Consider the following 17,061-nt stretch of genomic DNA (forward strand, 5'->3'; position numbering starts at 1 on the left):
ATGACCAGCAAACCGCTTGCACAGACCGACACATTCAGCGCGCCAGAGCGCAGCAATTTCGCCCGCGCCATGCGCCGATTGATGCGGCACAGATCGGGCCAGATCGGCGGCGTCATTGTTCTGACATTGGTGTTTTGTGCCATCATGGGGGAAACGATCCTGCCTTATGATCCGCTCAAGATCGATCCGATCAACCGGTTGCAGGAACCAAGTGCCGAGCATTGGTTTGGCACGGACGAGCTGGGCCGCGATCTGTTCAGCCGGATCGTCTATGGGTCGCGCTATACCCTGCTGATCGGGTTGGTCTCTACCGCAATTGCGGCCAGTTTCGGCATCACGCTGGGGCTGCTTGCGGGGGCGGGCGGGAAACTGGCGGATATGCTGATCATGCGTGTGGTCGATGTGTTGCTGGCCTTTCCCTACATCCTGTTGCTGTTGGCCGTAATCGCCATTCTGGGGCCAAGCCTGTGGACCGCGATGATCGCCGTGGGCGTGGGCGGTATCGCAGGATATGCGCGTCTGATCCGGGGTGAGGTTCTCGCGCTGAGGGATGCCGAATTTGTCGAGGCACAGCGCGCGCTGGGGGCGGGGCATCTGCGGATATTGTTCGGCACCATCCTGCCCAATGTCACATCGCAAATAGTGATCTACGCCAGCTTTACCATTCCACTGGCGGTTCTGGCGGCGGCGGCGCTGTCGTTTCTTGGCCTCGGCGCACAACCGCCCGCACCTGAGTGGGGTTCAATGCTGGTGGATGCGCGCACCTTTCTGCGCACTGCATGGTGGGTTGTGGCAGCACCGGGGCTAGCGATTTTTGTGTCGATCTTCGGGATGAATCTGTTTGGAAACGCCCTGCGCGACGTGCTCGACCCCAAGGAAATGTCGAAATGACCGCACTGCTCGAAATCCAGGGTCTCAAAACCCACTTCAAAACCGACGACGGCGTCGTCAAAGCCGTCGACGGCGTTGATCTGCATGTGAACAAAGGCGAGGTGCTGGGCATTGTCGGGGAATCCGGGTCTGGCAAAACCATCACCGCGCTGTCCGCCATCCGCCTGATCGACAGCCCCGGCGAGATTGTCGCGGGGTCGATCCGATTTGAAGGTCGCGATGTGCTGGCCATGGACAAGGCCGAACTAACGGCACTGCGGGGTGATCGGATTTCGATGATCTTTCAGCAGCCGCGCGTCTGCCTCAACCCGGTCAAGACAATCGGCTGGCAGATCACCGAGCTTTTCAGCCGGCATCGCAGCGTGTCAGATGCCGAAGCCCGCGAGACAGCAATTTCGGTTTTGACCGCCGTGGGTATCCCGGATGCGGCGGTCCGCTTGTCGTCCTACCCCCATGAGTTGTCGGGCGGGCAGGCGCAGCGTGTGATGATCGCAATCGCACTGGCGTTGCGGCCCCGCGTTTTGATCGCGGATGAACCGACAACCGCACTGGACGTGACTATTCAGGCGCAGATCATGGAACTGCTCAAGAATCTGTGTCGCGAGATGGGTACAGCCTTGGTGCTGGTGACCCATGATCTGGGGGTGATTGCGGAAATGGCCGACCGGGTCGCGGTGATGTATGCGGGACAAATCGTGGAGCAGACCGACGTGATGTCGCTTTTTGAAAATCCACAGCATCCCTATACCCAAGGGCTTTTGGCATCCATGCCTGTGCTGGGGCGGCGGGCGGATCGCTTGAGCGCGATACCGGGGTCGGTTCCCAAACCCGCCGATATGCCACCCGCCTGCCGCTTTGCCCCCCGTTGCGAGGCGCGGGTCAAACATGGGCTGACCCGCTGCGAGAAAGAAATGCCCGACCTAATCCAACATCAGGGCTGCGAAGTACGCTGCTGGCTCGCCATGGAGGACGTATGACCGACGCACCGCTTTTGCGCATCAAGGGGCTGTCGGCCTATTACCCCATCAAATCCGGCGTCATGCGTCGCCAGACCGGGTGGGTCAAAGCGGTTGAGGATGTGACATTTGACATCCGCGCGAGCGAAACACTGGGGCTGGTCGGGGAAAGTGGCTGTGGCAAGACAACACTCAGCCGGGCGATACTGGGGTTGCGCGATACGCAGGCGGGACAGATCATTTTCGATGGTGAGGATCTGACGGGCAAGACGGCCGCCGAACTCGTCGAACGGCGGCGCGACATGCAGCTTGTGTTTCAGGACCCTTATGCGTCCCTTGATCCCAAAAAAAGGGTTGGCGCAACAGTCCGCGCAGGGCTTGATATTCACCGCATCGGAACCCGTGCCGAACGGGACGCGAAGGTGGCGCAGATTTTCAGCCGCGTGGGGCTGGACCCCAGTCTGACAAATCGGTTCTCGCATGAATTTTCCGGTGGCCAGCGCCAGCGTATCGGCATCGCGCGGGCGCTGGTGATGAAACCGCGCTTTGTAATCTGCGACGAACCCGTGTCGGCGCTGGATGTGTCGATCCAAAGTCAGGTGTTGAACCTGCTCAAGGATCTGCAGCAAGACCTGAACCTGACCTACCTCTTTGTGGCGCATAACCTGTCGGTGGTCGAACATATGGTTGACCGCGTTGCGGTGATGTATCTGGGCCGACTGGTTGAACTGGCGGACCGCGATGATCTTTTCAACGCGCCGCGCCATCCCTATACCCGCGCCCTGATCGACGCGATCCCCGCAGTCAGCCCAAGACAGCGGCGCGAACGTACGCTTTTGTCAGGCGATATTCCCAGCCCATCAAACCTGCCCCCCGGTTGTCCGTTTCAAACACGCTGCCCCAAGGTGATGGACAAATGTCGCGCGCAGATGCCGCCACAACGCGCAACGCCAGACAATCATATGGTTGCATGCTGGTTACCCGAGGCAAACACCGATACCACCATCCCCGAAGATGGAGGTGACGAAGGTGCAAGACATACATGAGAACGCCGATATTCCCGACGTTTACTATATTCAGTCGGTCGATCAGCTAAAGGCGTTGGCCGAACCCATGCGATATCGCATGTGCCTTTTGTTGCAACGCCCGACCAGCTGCGCGGCCCTTGCCCGCAGCCTCGGGATCACCCGCCCCAAGGCACATTACCATCTGAAAAAGCTGGAAAGTGTTGAACTGGTGCGACCGACATCAGAAGCGCTGGTGAATGGGATCGTCGAGAAATACTACATCATCGTTGGTCGCATGCTTGATTTCTCGCACCTGCTTCCAAATGTGGACAGCGACCTGCCCGATAATGTGTCTGTCGATATGGTGTCTGCGATCTCTGACTATCTGGCTTCAATGCTGGTTGTCTCGCGGGAAAATGCGCTGGACGCCAGTGAAAACCACGCCCGCGGCAAGGGCTACTTCTTTGATTTCGATTCCGTACTGACCCCGGTACAGTTTGAGCAGATCAAGACGACGCTGATGGATCTCAAAGATGAGGTTTTGCGCCTGAGCACCGCAAACCTTACCCGCCAGGATGCCGATGCTGATCTGATCCCCTTTCACCTCTCCAGCTATATTTCCGCCAAAAAGGACACGTAGAATGACGCGTATTGATGCGGCAACAATCGCCCCCCATTTGCCCGCGACACTGGGCGCGGATACGCCGGGGTATGCCTTTGCCCTGATCACAGGGGACGACGTGCAGATGCAGTGTCAGGGGATGGCCAGCGTCGAGCATCAGGTTCCGATAACGCCCGATACCGCCTTTCGCATCGCGTCGGTGACCAAAGAGTTTCTGGCTTTGATCGCGCAGATCCTGTACGAAAAAGGTGATTTTGATCTGCACGCACCGCTTTCGAAATACCTGCCGGAACTGTCCGGTGTGCAGGGCGATGTCACACCCGATCAAGCGCTGCGCAACCGATCCGGCATCCGCGATCATCTGGAACTGGGCCTGATGGCGGGTGGGGGTCTGGATCAACCGGTGACTGCTGAGCAAAGTCTGGATATGATCCTGCGTCAGAATGAGACAAATTTCGCACCGGGGTCGGATTTTCTCTATTCCAACGCAAATTTCCTGTTGGTGACGCGCGCGGTTGAACGCGCAACGGCGCGCGATCTGGGCGCGCTGATGAAGGAATATCTGTTCATCCCAAACGGCATGACCGCCACGCATTATGCCCCGGCTCACAAGGACGTCATTCCCAATCTAGCGGGGAACTACATTGATCAGGGTGATCATTTTGAGCGGGCCATCTTTGCGACCGAACTGAACGGCGACGGGGCAATCATCTGTACCTTGTCGGATCTCGTGCGCTGGTACGCATACCTGCGCGCTGATCCTGATGGGCTTGTCGCACAAATCTCAAGGGTCACCCCCTTTACCAATGGCGTCATCGGTCACTATGCGATGGGTTTTTTCAATCGCCCCTATCTTGGTCAGCCGACGCGAGGGCACAACGGGCTGTGGCCGGGCTATCGCACCGATCTTGTGATGTTCGATGCGCTTGATACCGGCGCGATCTGTGTTGCCAACGTCAACACGGCCGACACCACGATGATCACACGCAAGGTGATGCAGTCGTTGTATCCGGGCGATCTGCCCGTGCCGGATGCCACTCCAGATGCCGACTTGCTCGACATGCTCAAAGAGGACCGCACTTATCTGAACAGTGATACACTCGAAAGCGCCCGGCTGACACCCGGCGATGACGGATTGGAGGTCGAGATGGGCGGATGGTCGGCCACCCACAAGATCACGGGACCCGCACAAGTCGCCTTTACCCTGCCGGGTGATTACACGCATCTGGATTGGTCCGATGTTGCGCAGGGCCACATCACGCTGACCCGTATCAATGGCGATACGCTTACATTGCAAAAACTGCCCGATGCGCCCACGGATATGCCCGCCGATTTTCCGGGCACCTACACATGTGCCAGTCTGCCTGCGACGCTGACGATAGACGCAGGCGGGCAGGCGATCCTGCGGGGCCATTTCGCGCATGGCACCGCATGGAAAATGACACTACTGAAGGATGATGTGTGCCTTATTGAAAACAAAGGCGGGCCGTGGCCGCGGCAGTTGACCATCAGGAAAGACAACGATGGGGGCCGCCTGACGATGTCTGGCGGGCGGGCAAAGCGCATGGAGTTTCTTAGGATGGACGGCTAGTGCGCATCCGCTTTGCGCAATCAAGCCAAACGTCCGAATGGACCAGCCAAATCAGGAAAGGGCACCGCATGAGTGATTGGAAAACCGCATTTCGCAGTTTCTACTACGAGACCGCTGAGGAACCCGAAGACATCACCTTTGTGCCCAGCGAAACTGCACTCTTGGTTGTGGATATTCAAAATACCTATCTGGCGGTACCAAACACCGACGAAGAGGCAAACCGCTGGCAGCCCTTTTTCGATCGCATGAACGGTCAGGTCATTCCCAGAACCGCCGATTTGATCGCATGGGCAAGGCGCACTGGCGTTGAGGTGATTTTTGCCCGCATCGCCTGTCTGACCGAAGATGGCAGAGACCGGTCGCTAAGTCAGAAAAAACCGGGCTTCAACTATCTGCTGCTGCCCAAGGACCAGGACGAAAGCCAAATCGTCCCCGACCTTGCGCCGCAGGGGGATGAAATTACCGTGCTTAAGACAACGGACAGCGCTTTGACCGGCACTAACCTGCGGCTGATCCTGCACAACATGGGTATCCGCAATGTCGTGGTGGCGGGCATCTTTACTGATCAATGTATCAGCTCGACCGTGCGGTCGCTGGCGGACGAAAGTTTTGGTGTACTGGTCGTTGAGGATTGCTGTGCCGCCGCAACAGAAGAATTACACCGTCATGAGCTGGAAATTATCAACATGATCTATTGCCATGTCGTCAGATCCGACGACGTTCGTAGCTTCGTGAGGTAATCGCCCTAAAATTAGTGGTGTTCAAAAGTAGAATTCTCTCGGCAAGATATCTGAGGAGATTTTGAATGAAAAACGGACGATACAGTGGCGCGGATCATGGCGATCCTGAAGTAAGCACTTGGAAAAAGGCGCTGAGGCCATCTCAAAGGCGATAGATGGCCGTAAATGCGGTCGCGGGGCGTGGGGTCAGCATCGCACTCGCGTATCGTGCGTTCGAGATCAGCGAGACCTGCTATCGGTACAACCCTGTGCTGAGCGACGAGAATGAAGAGGCCGCGGATTGGTTGGAGCGTTTGACAGCCGACAAACGGAACTGGGGCTTCGGCCTGTGCTTCCTGCATCTGTGCAATCTGCAGGGCTTTAGCTGGAACCAAAAGAGGGTCTACCGGATCTACTGCTAGCTGGAGTTAAACCTGCGGATCAAGCCCAAGAGACGCTTGAAACGGGACAAACCAGAGCCGCTGGCTGTACCCGATCGGCCCAACGAGACATGGACGATGGATTTCATAGCAGATCAGTCGGCAGACGGCCGCTCGATCAGGACGTTGAATGAGCTGGACGACTTCAACTGCGAGGGTTTGTGCATTGAAGCGGGCTTCTCACTGCCCGCTGAGAGGCTTGTAGGGAGCTTAATCCAGGTCATTGAGTGGCGTGGCAAACTTCAAACCATTCGGGTCGATAATGGTCCCGAATATGTCAGTGGCGCACTGATGGGATGGGCTGAGAAGCGCAACATCCGGCTTGAATACATCCAGCCGGGCAAGCCGCAACAGAACGCATATATCAAGCGCTTTAATCGCATTGTTCGGGGCGATGGCTGCACCAATCTATCTTTGAAACTGACAAGGAGGCACAAGACCAAGCAACGGAATGGCTCTGGGCTTACAACAACGAGCGAGCGAAAATGGGCATCGGTGGTATGACCCCCGCCATAAACCAGAAAATAGCCTCGAGAATTTAACGACTGAGCCCCATTAAAATGGGGTATTACCCTTTGTTTGCGCTTCCATGCGGCGCTTTCAATGAACGGCCGGTTTTTAAGCTGCGCCGCCGCATAAAGAGTTGTGCAGTCGCAGCATAAACCGTGCTGTGAGCGCACTCAGCGAAGATTCTTTTGACCGCCTTGGGCTCTTCTGGCACCTTCGCTGCGCTGGTCATTAGTGACCGGTTCGGGAAAACCGCCGTTCGCTACGCGGCGCACGAACTGGTAAGGTGCGGACGAGGACGAAACCGCTCTCGCGGTATTGGCGCTTGTGGCCGGTGTTGCGCGTTGATGTGAGCGTCTTGGATTTTGCGAACTGACGAACCTGTCTGACGATTGGGTCCTTCTCAATCTAATGTCAGGAGGGTCTGATGACCGATCAATATGTACCGAAGCTTCGCCAGCGTTTTCTTGAAGATATGCGGATCAAGGGGCTGCAGCCGAAGACGCAGACGATGTATCTGCGCGCAATGCGGGACTTTACCGGGTTCTTGGGTCATGCCCCAGATAGCGCGACGCCTGAGGAACTGCGGGCGTTCCAACTTGATATGAAGGAGCGCGGCGTTGGCGCGCCAACCTTCAACAATCGGCTGACAGTGTTGAGTTTTTTCTATGCCTCAACTTGCCCGCGCCCTGAGATGAAGCGTCACATGCGCTATCAGCGCGCGGCGAAGAAGATCCCGGTGGTGCTGAGCGCGGAGGAAGTGTCACGCATTCTTGAAGCCGCGCCCGGACCAGGTCTTCGTTATCGCGCAGCTTTCAGCGTTGCCTATGGCGGCGGGCTCCGGGCCAGCGAGGTCACGCATCTCAAGGTAGGCGATATCGACAGCGACCGGATGTTGATCCGGATCGAGCAAGGTAAGGGGCGTAAGGACCGGCAGGTTATGTTGTCGCCAACTCTGCTTGCTCTGTTGCGTAATTATTATCGTGAGGTGCGCCCGAGAGGTTGGATGTTCCCAGGTCGCAACCGGGTCGATCCGATCTCGACACGGCAGTTCAACCGCGCCTTTGGCGTGGCGTGTGACTTTGCCGAGATCAAGAAGAAGGTGTCGCCCCATACGTTGCGGCACAGCTTTGCGACGCATCTGCTGGAGGGCGGGACAGACATAAGGGTGATCCAAGTGTTGTTGGGCCATGCCAAGCTGGAGACGACAACGGTTTATACGAAGGTGGCCACCAAAACGATCCAGGACGTAACCAGCCCGCTTGATTTGTTGTTGCGACGGGAGGCTGGTTCCGGCTGACCCCGATCCAATGCCCCGTCCCAAGCTGGAAGTCGCAGATATCTTCCGCGCCCATGGACCTGCGTATCGCCGGGAACATGCAGGGCATCTCAATCTGCCACAGTTGAAGGTGATGTCGGCCATTGAGGCCTGCCGGACCGCTGCGCTCGGTGGGCATGTTGCGACGTGCACCAAGTGTGACCACCAGCACATCGCCTATAACTCCTGTCGCAACCGGCACTGCCCAAAATGCCAGGGTGCTGCGGGACAGGACTGGATGCAGGCGCGCATGGAAGACCTTCTGCCGGTCGAATACTTCCACGTGGTCTTCACGCTGCCAGCCCAGATCGCCGACATTGCCTATCAGAACAAGGCCGCCGTTTATGGCCTGCTGTTCAAGGCGTCGGCCCAGACGCTCCTGACCATCGCCGCCGACCCAATGCACTTGGGTGCAAAGATCGGCATGACCAGCGTGCTGCATACATGGGGATCCGCGATGACGCACCACCCGCATGTGCACATCATCGTGCCGGGCGGTGGGCTGTCACCAGATGGAACACGATGGATCGCCTGTCGCTCTGGGTTCTTCCTGCCGGTGAAGGTCCTGTCGAAGTTGTTTCGGCGCTTGTTCCTCGAAGGACTTACCAGACTGCACAAGGCAGGCAAGCTTAAGTTCTTCGGCGATCTTGCAAAGCTGGCAGACCCCGACACCTTCGCTGCACATCTCTCGCCGCTGCGCAAAACCGATTGGGTCGTTTACGCCAAACCGCCCTTCGGCGGGCCGGAAGCGGTGCTGGCCTATCTAAGCCGTTATACCCACCGCGTGGCGATCTCCAACCATCGTCTGGTCAGTGCCGACGCGGGCACCGTGGCCTTCCGGTGGAAAGACTATCGCATCAGACGCGGAGACAGGATGAAGGTCATGCGCTTGCCAACGGACGAGTTCATCCGCCGCTTCCTGATCCACGTTCTGCCATCCGGCTTCCACCGCATCCGTCACACGGGCTTCCTCGCCAATGGTATCCGTCGCGACCGGATCAGCAAGATCAGGCGTTTGCTTGATACGGAACCTGAACAGACGCCGGTTGAGGGAGAAAATGAGGATCTCAAAAATATAGACGCCCATCCGCTTTGCCCCAAATGTGGTGGCACCATGATCATCATCGAGACTTTCTTGCGGGGTCAAACACCAAAGTCCCGCGCCCCACCATGGGAGGCGGCCGCATGAAAAACCGATCAGACCCAGCATCGTATGAAGCGAACGCCGGACCAATCATTGCGGCCAGTCTAATGAAACCGGCGCCAAAACTGGCTAATGATGGTGGAAAACGCGATCAATCAGCGACATCAGACCGAGACGACCAACTGGTCCGCGCCTCTCAGGGCCGTAGCGTCCGCCGATCGGTATATCGACTGCCACAGCCGTAACGCACAATCTCCATAGCAACGAAACCTGCCCGCGCTTTCCTCCTTGTCGGATTTGTCGCCGCTGCAGCTCGCGCTGACAGCAGCCACAAACCTTAGACGTTGCTGCCGTTGGTTGCGGAAGTTTGAATGTCTGCTCCTGGCAAAATCCACTGATTGCACTTTGCCCGATGTCTTGCGGCGATAAGAACACGTTGCGCAACAGATAACGTGGTTATCCACTCGACATTTCCAAGTAAGCGCTGTGCAAATTAAATAGTCCTGCCAGACACCTGCGCTGCAGAAAAGGTTGGGGAAAACCACGAAAAAATCGTTGGCGTAAGCTAAGGGCCTATCAGTTTACAGTTTTAAAAGTGTACTGCGATTGCCGCATTCGCTAGTTTTCAACGCAATGAATGGTTCAAGTCCGCAAAGATCACTTAAGGACCTGCTGCGCGACAATGCTGCAGACCCTTTCGCGTTTGACGCATTTCTCAAAGCCTGGAACGATTGTTTTGAGTCGTCGCCGGTCCTAGACGCTTCTTTTGAAGAAGACGCAAAGGAAGCACTTGAGGCGGCCTCAGAGAACATGTCGACAGATTTGGCGGGCCCCAAAATTCGGCAAATGCTCAGTGCTTTTCCCAATCCAGCCATCATTGTGCATGCGAACGGGCGTGTTATCGAACAAAATATCGCGGCAATGGAAACGCTCTCAATCGACCAGGGCGATTTGATCGATGCATTGCCCTTCGCACTCTAAGGTGGCGGTCTGTTGTCCGAGGCGATTGGAAACAGTTTTAGAAAACGAAACGTTGCCAGCGAGGTCAGCTTTTTTCGTGCCTACAGCACCGACGACAACCGTACTTTCAATGCTGCAGTGCTGACGAGGCACGCTGTTAGAAATGCAGATCAAACGGCACTGCTGATCATCATCGACCCACATTTTGAGCCGCAAATATCCAATATACTGATGGAAGCCTTGGATTTGACCGATGCTGAGTGTGAAATTCTAGTGGCATTCATGAGAGGCGCTGGCCTGCCGCAGATAGCGAGAAACCGGAACCGATCTCTGGCAACCGTGCGCACCCAAATGCAAACCATCATGACCAAGGCTGGCGTGTCGAGCCAGGCCGACTTGATGCGCAATGCGCTCGCACTCGCTCAATTCCAAACCGACATCTCCAAGGTAGCGGAAGTCGCTAGACATCCGTTCCGCAAATCCTCCGGTATTCTGCGCCCAGGAGGTCGCTCGGTCGAAGCCACGCTTGCCGGAGACATGCAGGGGAAACTTATTGTCGTCATTCCAGACATTACCCTTTCTACATTCCCGGCAGTCGTTGAGCAGCAGTTCGCCGCAGCAGGGCTGTGCGTTACGACGCTCGCCCGCCCGGGTTACGGTGGAACCGACCCTGCTCCTAAAGAGGCGGATTACACTGAAGTGATGGCCGGGGACCTAAAGGCACTTTTGTCACAGCTAGGACATGAAACCTGCGTTCTGGTCGGGCATTCAACATCAAGCGCTTACGCCTACAGGCTTGGTGAGTTGGCCGCTGACCACATCAGTCGCATCCTACTGCTTTGCCCTTTTCCACCAGCGCCGCACCTGCATGCTGCTGAATCCAAATCACCTTGGGCAACCGCGCTGTTGCATGTTTCCTCCCGCACTCCAGGCCTTTTTTCGCTGATGGTTGGGGCTGGTTTGAAAGCTTGGAAGCTGATGGGAACCCGCAGTTTTGTTGCCTTACAGCTTCGGGAGCACTCAGCAGATGTTGCGGCATCGCGACGGCCAGACGTTTTGCGCGAGTTCGAGGCAGCTTTTGAGGCATGCGTGGCACAAGGGACAAGCTTAGCCACCGCTGACCTTTATTGCGCTACAGGAAATTGGACTGACTGGTTGTCATCTTGCAAAGTTCCTGTCGAATGGTTGCAAGGCGCGAAAGAACCTATCGGCGTGATCGACAACTTTGATGCCTTGGCCGCGACTACGTCAGCGCCACATAAACTGACGCGGGTTGACGACGGCGGATTCCTCACTTTTTTGACGCACACCCATATCTTGATCGAGAGACTGTGCGACGACAATTTAGACATCGCCGACTAAAATTTGCCGACACTCGGTTGGTTTAAACAGGCCAATACAATCATGCTTGCAAATACTTACCCCGATGCTGAAATCGACAGAGCCTTAAAAATAGCATAATTTTCAAGTTCTTAGTCGACATCAAAGAAGGACAAGTACTTCAAGAGCGCAATCGGCATTGGAAATACTGCCACGTCCTACACGCTCACGGTCACCTGCCGCTGCTTTTTAGCGTTTGGATTATTTCGCCTGATCATCAGCAAACCGGCAAGGCCTGCAAGAAGCATTGGCATTGATGCCGGGAGGGGGACCACTTGTGGTGTGGGACTGCGCGGGTCGATCCAATAGTTGTTCACGATACCTGCTTCTTGCGAACTGATCGAAAAGCCCTCCGGCAAAATGAAAGCTGGACCGTCAGATGCAAAACCGAATGTGTCAAAAGCACTGGCTGTGACTGACACTTGGTTGTTTTGCGACACCATATTTGCCAAGGCTTCCAACGTGAAATTGACCGTCAGCCCCCCACGTGGATCAATGCTCAGCACCTCAGAGACGATCGATGAGCCAGTGGTGGGACCGAATGAGACTGTACCTGCGCTATCGTATTCCTCCGCCAGAAACTCCCGGCGAGTCCTGCGAAAATCAGAACCATTGTTCGTACTTGAGAACCCATTTAACTGATAGGTGGCGTCGATTCGTGCCTGGCGCAGAGAATCTTCTGTATCATTCGTGTCCGTTGATCCACCAATGGAACCATCAAGTCCAAACCGGACCTGAACATCGATATCGCCGCCCGTGTAGGAAGTCGGCGTGGCAATCAAAAACTGATAACTGACACTTGCGGTCGCTTGTGAACGGCCACCTCTGACAAACGAAGACGATGTGCTGACGTTTGCAAAAGCACCCAGATAGCCACTGCCAACAGTGGCTTTTGCATTGCCCCCGCAACCTGTAATGGATCCGCTCGCGGACACGAAAAGATCCCCAGAACCGGTTACTGTTTCGCCAAACCCACCGCAATCACTCGCCACACTCACTGTCGCAGCGACAGCCAAATTTGGCGCTAAAACCAGCACTGCGCCAATTGTTGCTTTCATTAAAAACTTCATGGTCAAATTCTTTCCAAATACAAAAGTTCGCCGTGCCGGAGACATACAAGCGAAACTTCTCTCAACCTCCGACGGATCAGAGATATCTTGGAAACTGGCCTGCCTCATACTGCATTTGCTGTATGTGGCGAAAAAAGAGCGCAAGACGTCGGTATTTGCCTATCTACTTAACCGTCAGACCTTAGGGCACCCGTTGGCCACTTGGCCGTACAGCGCGTTAGGTTTTTTGTCTCGCAAAATGTAATTTTCTGGTTGCAGCAGAACGGACGTTCGAGTGCGCCAAAACTTGGTGCACTTAGGGCTCTGACTCGGCATTCGCCGCTGAGCCAACGAAGATCCGGTGTTGGCAATGATTTCGAGATGCACTCCGATCGGCCGATGGAGGATTGGGTCGAAACGTTAGCGACTGAAAGCGTTTAGGCGCGGCGTTTGTGCGTTTCGTGTGCAGTGCAGTCCATACCAATTTTTTTGCATTGCCAGACGCTTAGCCTTGGTCGGAACTTGGTGGTGAAGGTGCGTCCGACTTCTTCTTGTTGGTTCTGGAACCTGCTTTTCGGGCGGCGGCGAATCCGCGATCGGTGGCCATGAAACGGGCAAGCATCGGCGCTGCAAGGCGGGCGGGCTCTAGGTCTTGGCCGGTTTGCTGACCGAGAACCACCGCGTAGTCGCAGAGGTCACGGTGCACATCTGCAGGCAGTTCCACGGTTAGTTTGACCGGCTTTTCATCGGGGATCGGCCCGAGCTTCAATTTGGTCATCGCACTACTCCCAAGGGTTCAAGGATAAGATCGCGCGTGACCATCACGCGGACGGGGAAGCCCGGGCGGATGATCAGTGTCGGCGGCACGGCGATCTGTTGGCTCACGATCTCGTCGCCGGTACGGCCGATTGTGTCCTGCGCAGCTTCGCGGATAGCTGTGGCAACGTCATCCTTGCTTTCGCCACCGCCCTCAATCCCGATGTTCAGGATCGTGGCGAGACCTGCGGCAAGGAACACACGGCCCCAGTGGTAGTTCACGCGATCCTGGAGCCCAGCCGCGCCCGTGCGGTCGGTGCCGGGTTCGCGTTCCAGCACAATCGACCTGCCGTCCGGCAGGATCAGGCGGGTCCAGACCAGAAGGAGGCGGCTTTGGCCAGACGCGATACGGCTGTCGTATTCTCCCAGCAGACGTGCCCCTTGCGGGATCAGAAGGTAGCGCCCGGACGTACTGTCATAGACGTTCGTGGTCACTTGCGCCGAGATCTGGCCAGGAAGGTCGGAGCGCAATCCCGTGATGAGGGCCGCTGGGATGACGGTGCCAGCCTGCAGGATGTAGGGGCTAGGTGGCGGCGTGATGCGTTCGGTGCTCATCGTGTCCGTATTACCGGCTCCAGTCAGAAACGCCTCCCGGCTCGAGACCGAATCGCTGGCCGTCTGGGTATTCAGACTTGAGGGGAACAAAGTGCCGGTCGTGGGCAATGTCGGGGTCACGGCGGTTCCGCCGCGCGGCACGGTTTGCGCTTCGGCGAAAAGGGTGCTCAGGCGGGCAGCGTCGAGTTCTTGCAAGCGGCGTTGTTCCTCGGGATCGACTGTTGGCGGTGCCAGGCCTGTGAGGGGAGGTGCCGGAACTGGTTGGCCGCGGTCCTGCGCCCCAAGGATGGCGCGGCCCAGTTCTCCCGGGAGGGGTGGGCCGAGACGAGGAATGTCGGCATAATCTCTGGGCAGTGTCGAAAGCCCCTCCACCGCCTGAATCCGTTCGGTGGAAAAGAGTTCGGTTTGGGTGTCGGCCTGCCGGTTGTTCTGCAGGGCGATGATCAGAACCGCGCCGAGGCCCAACCCGCCGATGGCAGTGGCGAGAGCAATGGCCCGGCGGGACAGGCGCATGACCCGAGGCGGATCGGGACGCAAGCGCAGCTCCTTCGCAATGTCTTCTTCGCGGTTCTGTGGTTCTTCAGTGTTGGTTGGCTGGGTCATCGTATCGGCTCCGTCTGTGGCGCGTTTGGACGGCGCTGCACCCCGTCCGTCCTTACAATCCGCACCACTTCCTGTTGCCGCGCACCAAGCCGAAGTTCTGCTGCGCCGAACAGTTGGTCGACGATCAGCACGTTCCCAGACACACGTGTGTTGACGATCTGGCCGCGCCCGTCCGCTCCTATAACAAAGAGGGGCGGCATTTCACCTTGGGCGATGCCGGGTGGGAAGACGACATAGACGCGGCGTCCATCATCAAAGACTGAAGTCGGACGCCAGGCGGGGCTGTCGCCTTGTAGACCGTATCGGTAGTGCCGGTCGGCCTCGGTCGGGATTGTCGGTCGGCGCAAGATTGGTGCGCGCGGTGTCATCCGTTCCGCCGGATAGGCCCATGCGATGCTTGGCATCCAAGCCTCTTCATTTGCGCGCAGCTCGATGTGATAGGTGCGCCGGTCTGTGTTGACGACAAGGTTGGTGGTGATGTCGGGGCGCGTCGGCTTCACCAGGATATGGACGCGGGCGGTGCGGCCCGCGCCGCTGGTGGTGTCGCCGATGATCCAGCGCGCCGTGTCGCCAGCAGCGATCGGGCCGGGGCCGGTCAGGCGCTCGCCCGCTTCGAGCGCGATATTCGTGATCTGCCCAGGGGCGGCATAGACTTGGTAAAGCGCGCCTTCGCTCCATGGGAAGACCTGCATGGCGTTGTAGTAGCCTTCCTGGCGGGGCTCGACCCGGGCGGCGGCATTGGCTGCGATAATGCGCGCCTCTGCCGTAGCCGCATCCGGATCGCCACCACGCGATGGTGTCCAGGCCGGGGGGTGTGGACCGGACGCGGTGGTCCTTCGGCTGGGGGCGGTGGTGGGGGCGGGGCGAGCGCCGGGACTTGATCGTCATAGGCGATCTCGGGTGGGCGCTGCCCGGCGCAGGCTGTCAGCGCCGTGGCCGCGATGAGAAGAACGGGGATGGGTGGAAATCGGGTCATTGAGCACTCTCCCTCGACCAGTTGATGGCATGGACATAGACACCGAGCGGGTTGGCTCTGAGCCGCTCCGCATCGCGCGGGGTTTGGATCACGACGCTCAGGATGGCGGTCCAGCGTTCGGTTGCCGCCAACTGGCCGTTCTCATACCGGCGCTCGACCCAGGCGACGCGGAAGCTGGAGTCCGAGGCGCGGATGACGCTCGAGATTTCGACGGAAACCTGCGTGTCGCCGACGCGGGCGAAGGGATCGTTCACCCGTGCATAATCGTTGAGCGCAATTGCGCCTCGATCCGTGGCAAAGTCATAGGCGCGCAGCCAGCTTTGGCGCAGCACGATCGGATCGGCGGGAAGCTGTCGGACGTTTTCGACGAACCGGGCCAGATGCCACGCGATTTGCGGGTCGGTCGGGCGATATTCGGCGAGGGCAGGGGTAACGGCTTGCGCCGCGCCGAGATTATCGACCTCAACCACATAAGGTACGACGGTGCCGCGTGTGGATTGCCAGACAAGCGCTGCGCTCATTCCGGTGGTGAGGGCGAGGCAGCCGAGCGCCATGATGCGCCAATTGCGGGCCTGTACACGGGCGGAGCCAATGCGCTCGTCCCAGACTTGGGCGGCCTTTTGGTAGGGGGTGATGGGTTCTGGCGTTGTGCCATAGCGGACGCTGGATCGTCGGAACATCATGAGGACCTTTCGGAGAGGCTGACGACCGTACCGCCGCCGCCATGATCGCCGGAGCGGACGACATGGGCTGCAGTAGACAGGCCGTGCTGGAGGGATTGCTGGCGTTTCATCCGGCGTGCCCAGTCAGGTTGCCCGCCTGTGGTTGGAGGCGGCGTGGCACCTCCGGCGAACTTGCCACCGGTTGCGGCATATGCGGCGTGGGAGCCGGATTGCGCGCCCTCAGAGATCGCACGCCTGAGCGGACTCATGGCGGTCATGGCGCCAGCGCGGCCAACCGCCGCCATGCCACCGGCAGCCTTGCGGAGGTTCGAACTGTGGGAGGCCGCACCCAGCTGGTATGCGGTCGCTGTCCCGCTGCCGACAGCACTTGCCCCGCGTAACGCCGCGCCGCCTGTGCCAAGGGCCATCCGGGTTCCGGCGGCACCTGCAACCGCCGCGCCGCCAACAGCGAGCCCGGTGCCGACCGCAGCACCTGCGCCGAGCTGGGGGCCGCCGGAGACGATACCGTTGGCGATGCCCGGCCCGAAGATGCCAAGTGCGAGCAGCGCAAGTGCGCCCAGGACCACGGACATGGCGTCGTTGATCGTGGGTTCGCCCGCGAACCCGGCTGTGAACTCGCTAAAGATCGTGGAGCCAATGCCAACGATCACGGCAAGGACCAGTACCTTGACGCGTGAGGAAATGACGAGGCCCAGCACGCGTTCGGCCATGAAGGCTGTCTTGTTGAACAGGCCAAAGGGCACAAGGATGAAGCCCGCCAGCGTGGCCAGCTTGAACTCGATCAGTGTGACGAACAGCTGGATGGCAAGAATGAAGAAGGACAATAGTGGTCTTGTCGCGGTTG

At 58.0% G+C, this 17,061-nt stretch carries 14 protein-coding genes and 3 pseudogenes; 11 read left to right on the plus strand and 6 right to left on the minus strand.

All coding sequences use genetic code 11. From position 1 onward, the window contains the following. The 11 genes and pseudogenes from ROLI_RS07165 to ROLI_RS07215 all read left to right on the plus strand — a co-directional run bounded on the left by ROLI_RS07165 (window position 1) and on the right by ROLI_RS07215 (window position 11,517). Complete coding sequence (locus tag ROLI_RS07165; RefSeq protein WP_187432266.1) at window positions 1-891, plus strand: ABC transporter permease; 891 nt, start codon at window positions 1-3, stop codon at window positions 889-891. Then, window positions 888-1,868, plus strand: a complete 981-nt coding sequence (locus tag ROLI_RS07170; RefSeq protein ID WP_187432267.1) for an ABC transporter ATP-binding protein — start codon at window positions 888-890, stop codon at window positions 1,866-1,868. Before ROLI_RS07165 ends, ROLI_RS07170 begins: the two co-directional genes overlap by 4 nt. Beyond that, window positions 1,865-2,893: an ABC transporter ATP-binding protein gene (locus ROLI_RS07175; protein WP_187432268.1), complete on the plus strand. Its 1,029-nt coding sequence runs from the start codon at window positions 1,865-1,867 to the stop codon at window positions 2,891-2,893. Before ROLI_RS07170 ends, ROLI_RS07175 begins: the two co-directional genes overlap by 4 nt. Beyond that, a complete protein-coding gene (locus ROLI_RS07180) occupies window positions 2,877-3,494 on the plus strand; it encodes a transcriptional regulator (RefSeq protein WP_187432269.1) in 618 nt (205 codons plus the stop codon). Before ROLI_RS07175 ends, ROLI_RS07180 begins: the two co-directional genes overlap by 17 nt. A gap of 1 nt (window position 3,495) precedes the next feature. Further along, a complete protein-coding gene (locus tag ROLI_RS07185) occupies window positions 3,496-5,067 on the plus strand; it encodes a serine hydrolase (RefSeq protein WP_187432270.1) in 1,572 nt (523 codons plus the stop codon). Window positions 5,068-5,135: 68 nt separating this feature from the next. Further along, a complete protein-coding gene (locus tag ROLI_RS07190; RefSeq protein WP_187432271.1) occupies window positions 5,136-5,807 on the plus strand; it encodes an isochorismatase family cysteine hydrolase in 672 nt (223 codons plus the stop codon). A 122-nt stretch (window positions 5,808-5,929) separates the two neighbouring features. Further along, window positions 5,930-6,768: pseudogene (locus ROLI_RS07195) on the plus strand (IS3 family transposase); the annotation flags it as partial. Window positions 6,769-7,160: 392 nt separating this feature from the next. Next, on the plus strand, window positions 7,161-8,033 hold the full coding sequence (locus ROLI_RS07200) for a tyrosine-type recombinase/integrase (RefSeq protein WP_187432294.1): 873 nt from the start codon (window positions 7,161-7,163) through the stop codon (window positions 8,031-8,033). Window positions 8,034-8,043: 10 nt separating this feature from the next. After that, window positions 8,044-9,240 carry an IS91 family transposase gene (locus tag ROLI_RS07205; RefSeq protein WP_187432295.1) on the plus strand — a complete coding sequence of 399 codons (1,197 nt, stop codon included), beginning with the start codon at window positions 8,044-8,046 and terminating at the stop codon, window positions 9,238-9,240. 561 nt (window positions 9,241-9,801) lie between these two features. Further along, complete coding sequence (locus tag ROLI_RS07210; RefSeq protein WP_222869727.1) at window positions 9,802-10,176, plus strand: hypothetical protein; 375 nt, start codon at window positions 9,802-9,804, stop codon at window positions 10,174-10,176. A 12-nt stretch (window positions 10,177-10,188) separates the two neighbouring features. Then, entirely contained in the window at window positions 10,189-11,517 is a 1,329-nt protein-coding gene (locus ROLI_RS07215) for an alpha/beta fold hydrolase (protein WP_187432343.1), read from the plus strand. Window positions 11,518-11,693: 176 nt separating this feature from the next. Here ROLI_RS07215 and ROLI_RS07220 read toward each other — a convergent pair whose 3' ends face one another. From ROLI_RS07220 to ROLI_RS07245, 6 genes and pseudogenes are all read right to left on the minus strand, one after another. Then, window positions 11,694-12,605, minus strand: a complete 912-nt coding sequence (locus ROLI_RS07220) for a VPLPA-CTERM sorting domain-containing protein (protein ID WP_187432342.1) — start codon at window positions 12,603-12,605, stop codon at window positions 11,694-11,696. A gap of 484 nt (window positions 12,606-13,089) precedes the next feature. Continuing rightward, entirely contained in the window at window positions 13,090-13,362 is a 273-nt protein-coding gene (locus ROLI_RS07225; RefSeq protein ID WP_187432341.1) for a DUF2274 domain-containing protein, read from the minus strand. Then, entirely contained in the window at window positions 13,359-14,558 is a 1,200-nt protein-coding gene (locus ROLI_RS07230) for a TrbI/VirB10 family protein (RefSeq protein ID WP_187432340.1), read from the minus strand. The genes ROLI_RS07225 and ROLI_RS07230 overlap by 4 nt, the downstream gene beginning before the upstream one ends. Continuing rightward, a pseudogene (gene trbG, locus ROLI_RS07235) lies at window positions 14,555-15,534 on the minus strand (P-type conjugative transfer protein TrbG). The gene ROLI_RS07230 and the pseudogene trbG overlap by 4 nt, the downstream one beginning before the upstream one ends. Then, entirely contained in the window at window positions 15,531-16,214 is a 684-nt protein-coding gene (trbF, locus tag ROLI_RS07240) for a conjugal transfer protein TrbF (RefSeq protein ID WP_338469245.1), read from the minus strand. The pseudogene trbG and the gene trbF overlap by 4 nt, the downstream one beginning before the upstream one ends. Continuing rightward, window positions 16,214-17,044: pseudogene (locus ROLI_RS07245) on the minus strand (type IV secretion system protein); the annotation flags it as partial. The gene trbF and the pseudogene ROLI_RS07245, both read right to left, overlap by 1 nt. Window positions 17,045-17,061: the final 17 nt, after the last annotated feature.

The sequence above is a fragment of the Roseobacter fucihabitans genome, assembly GCF_014337925.2.
In the GTDB taxonomy this organism is placed as follows: Bacteria; Pseudomonadota; Alphaproteobacteria; order Rhodobacterales; family Rhodobacteraceae; genus Roseobacter; species Roseobacter fucihabitans.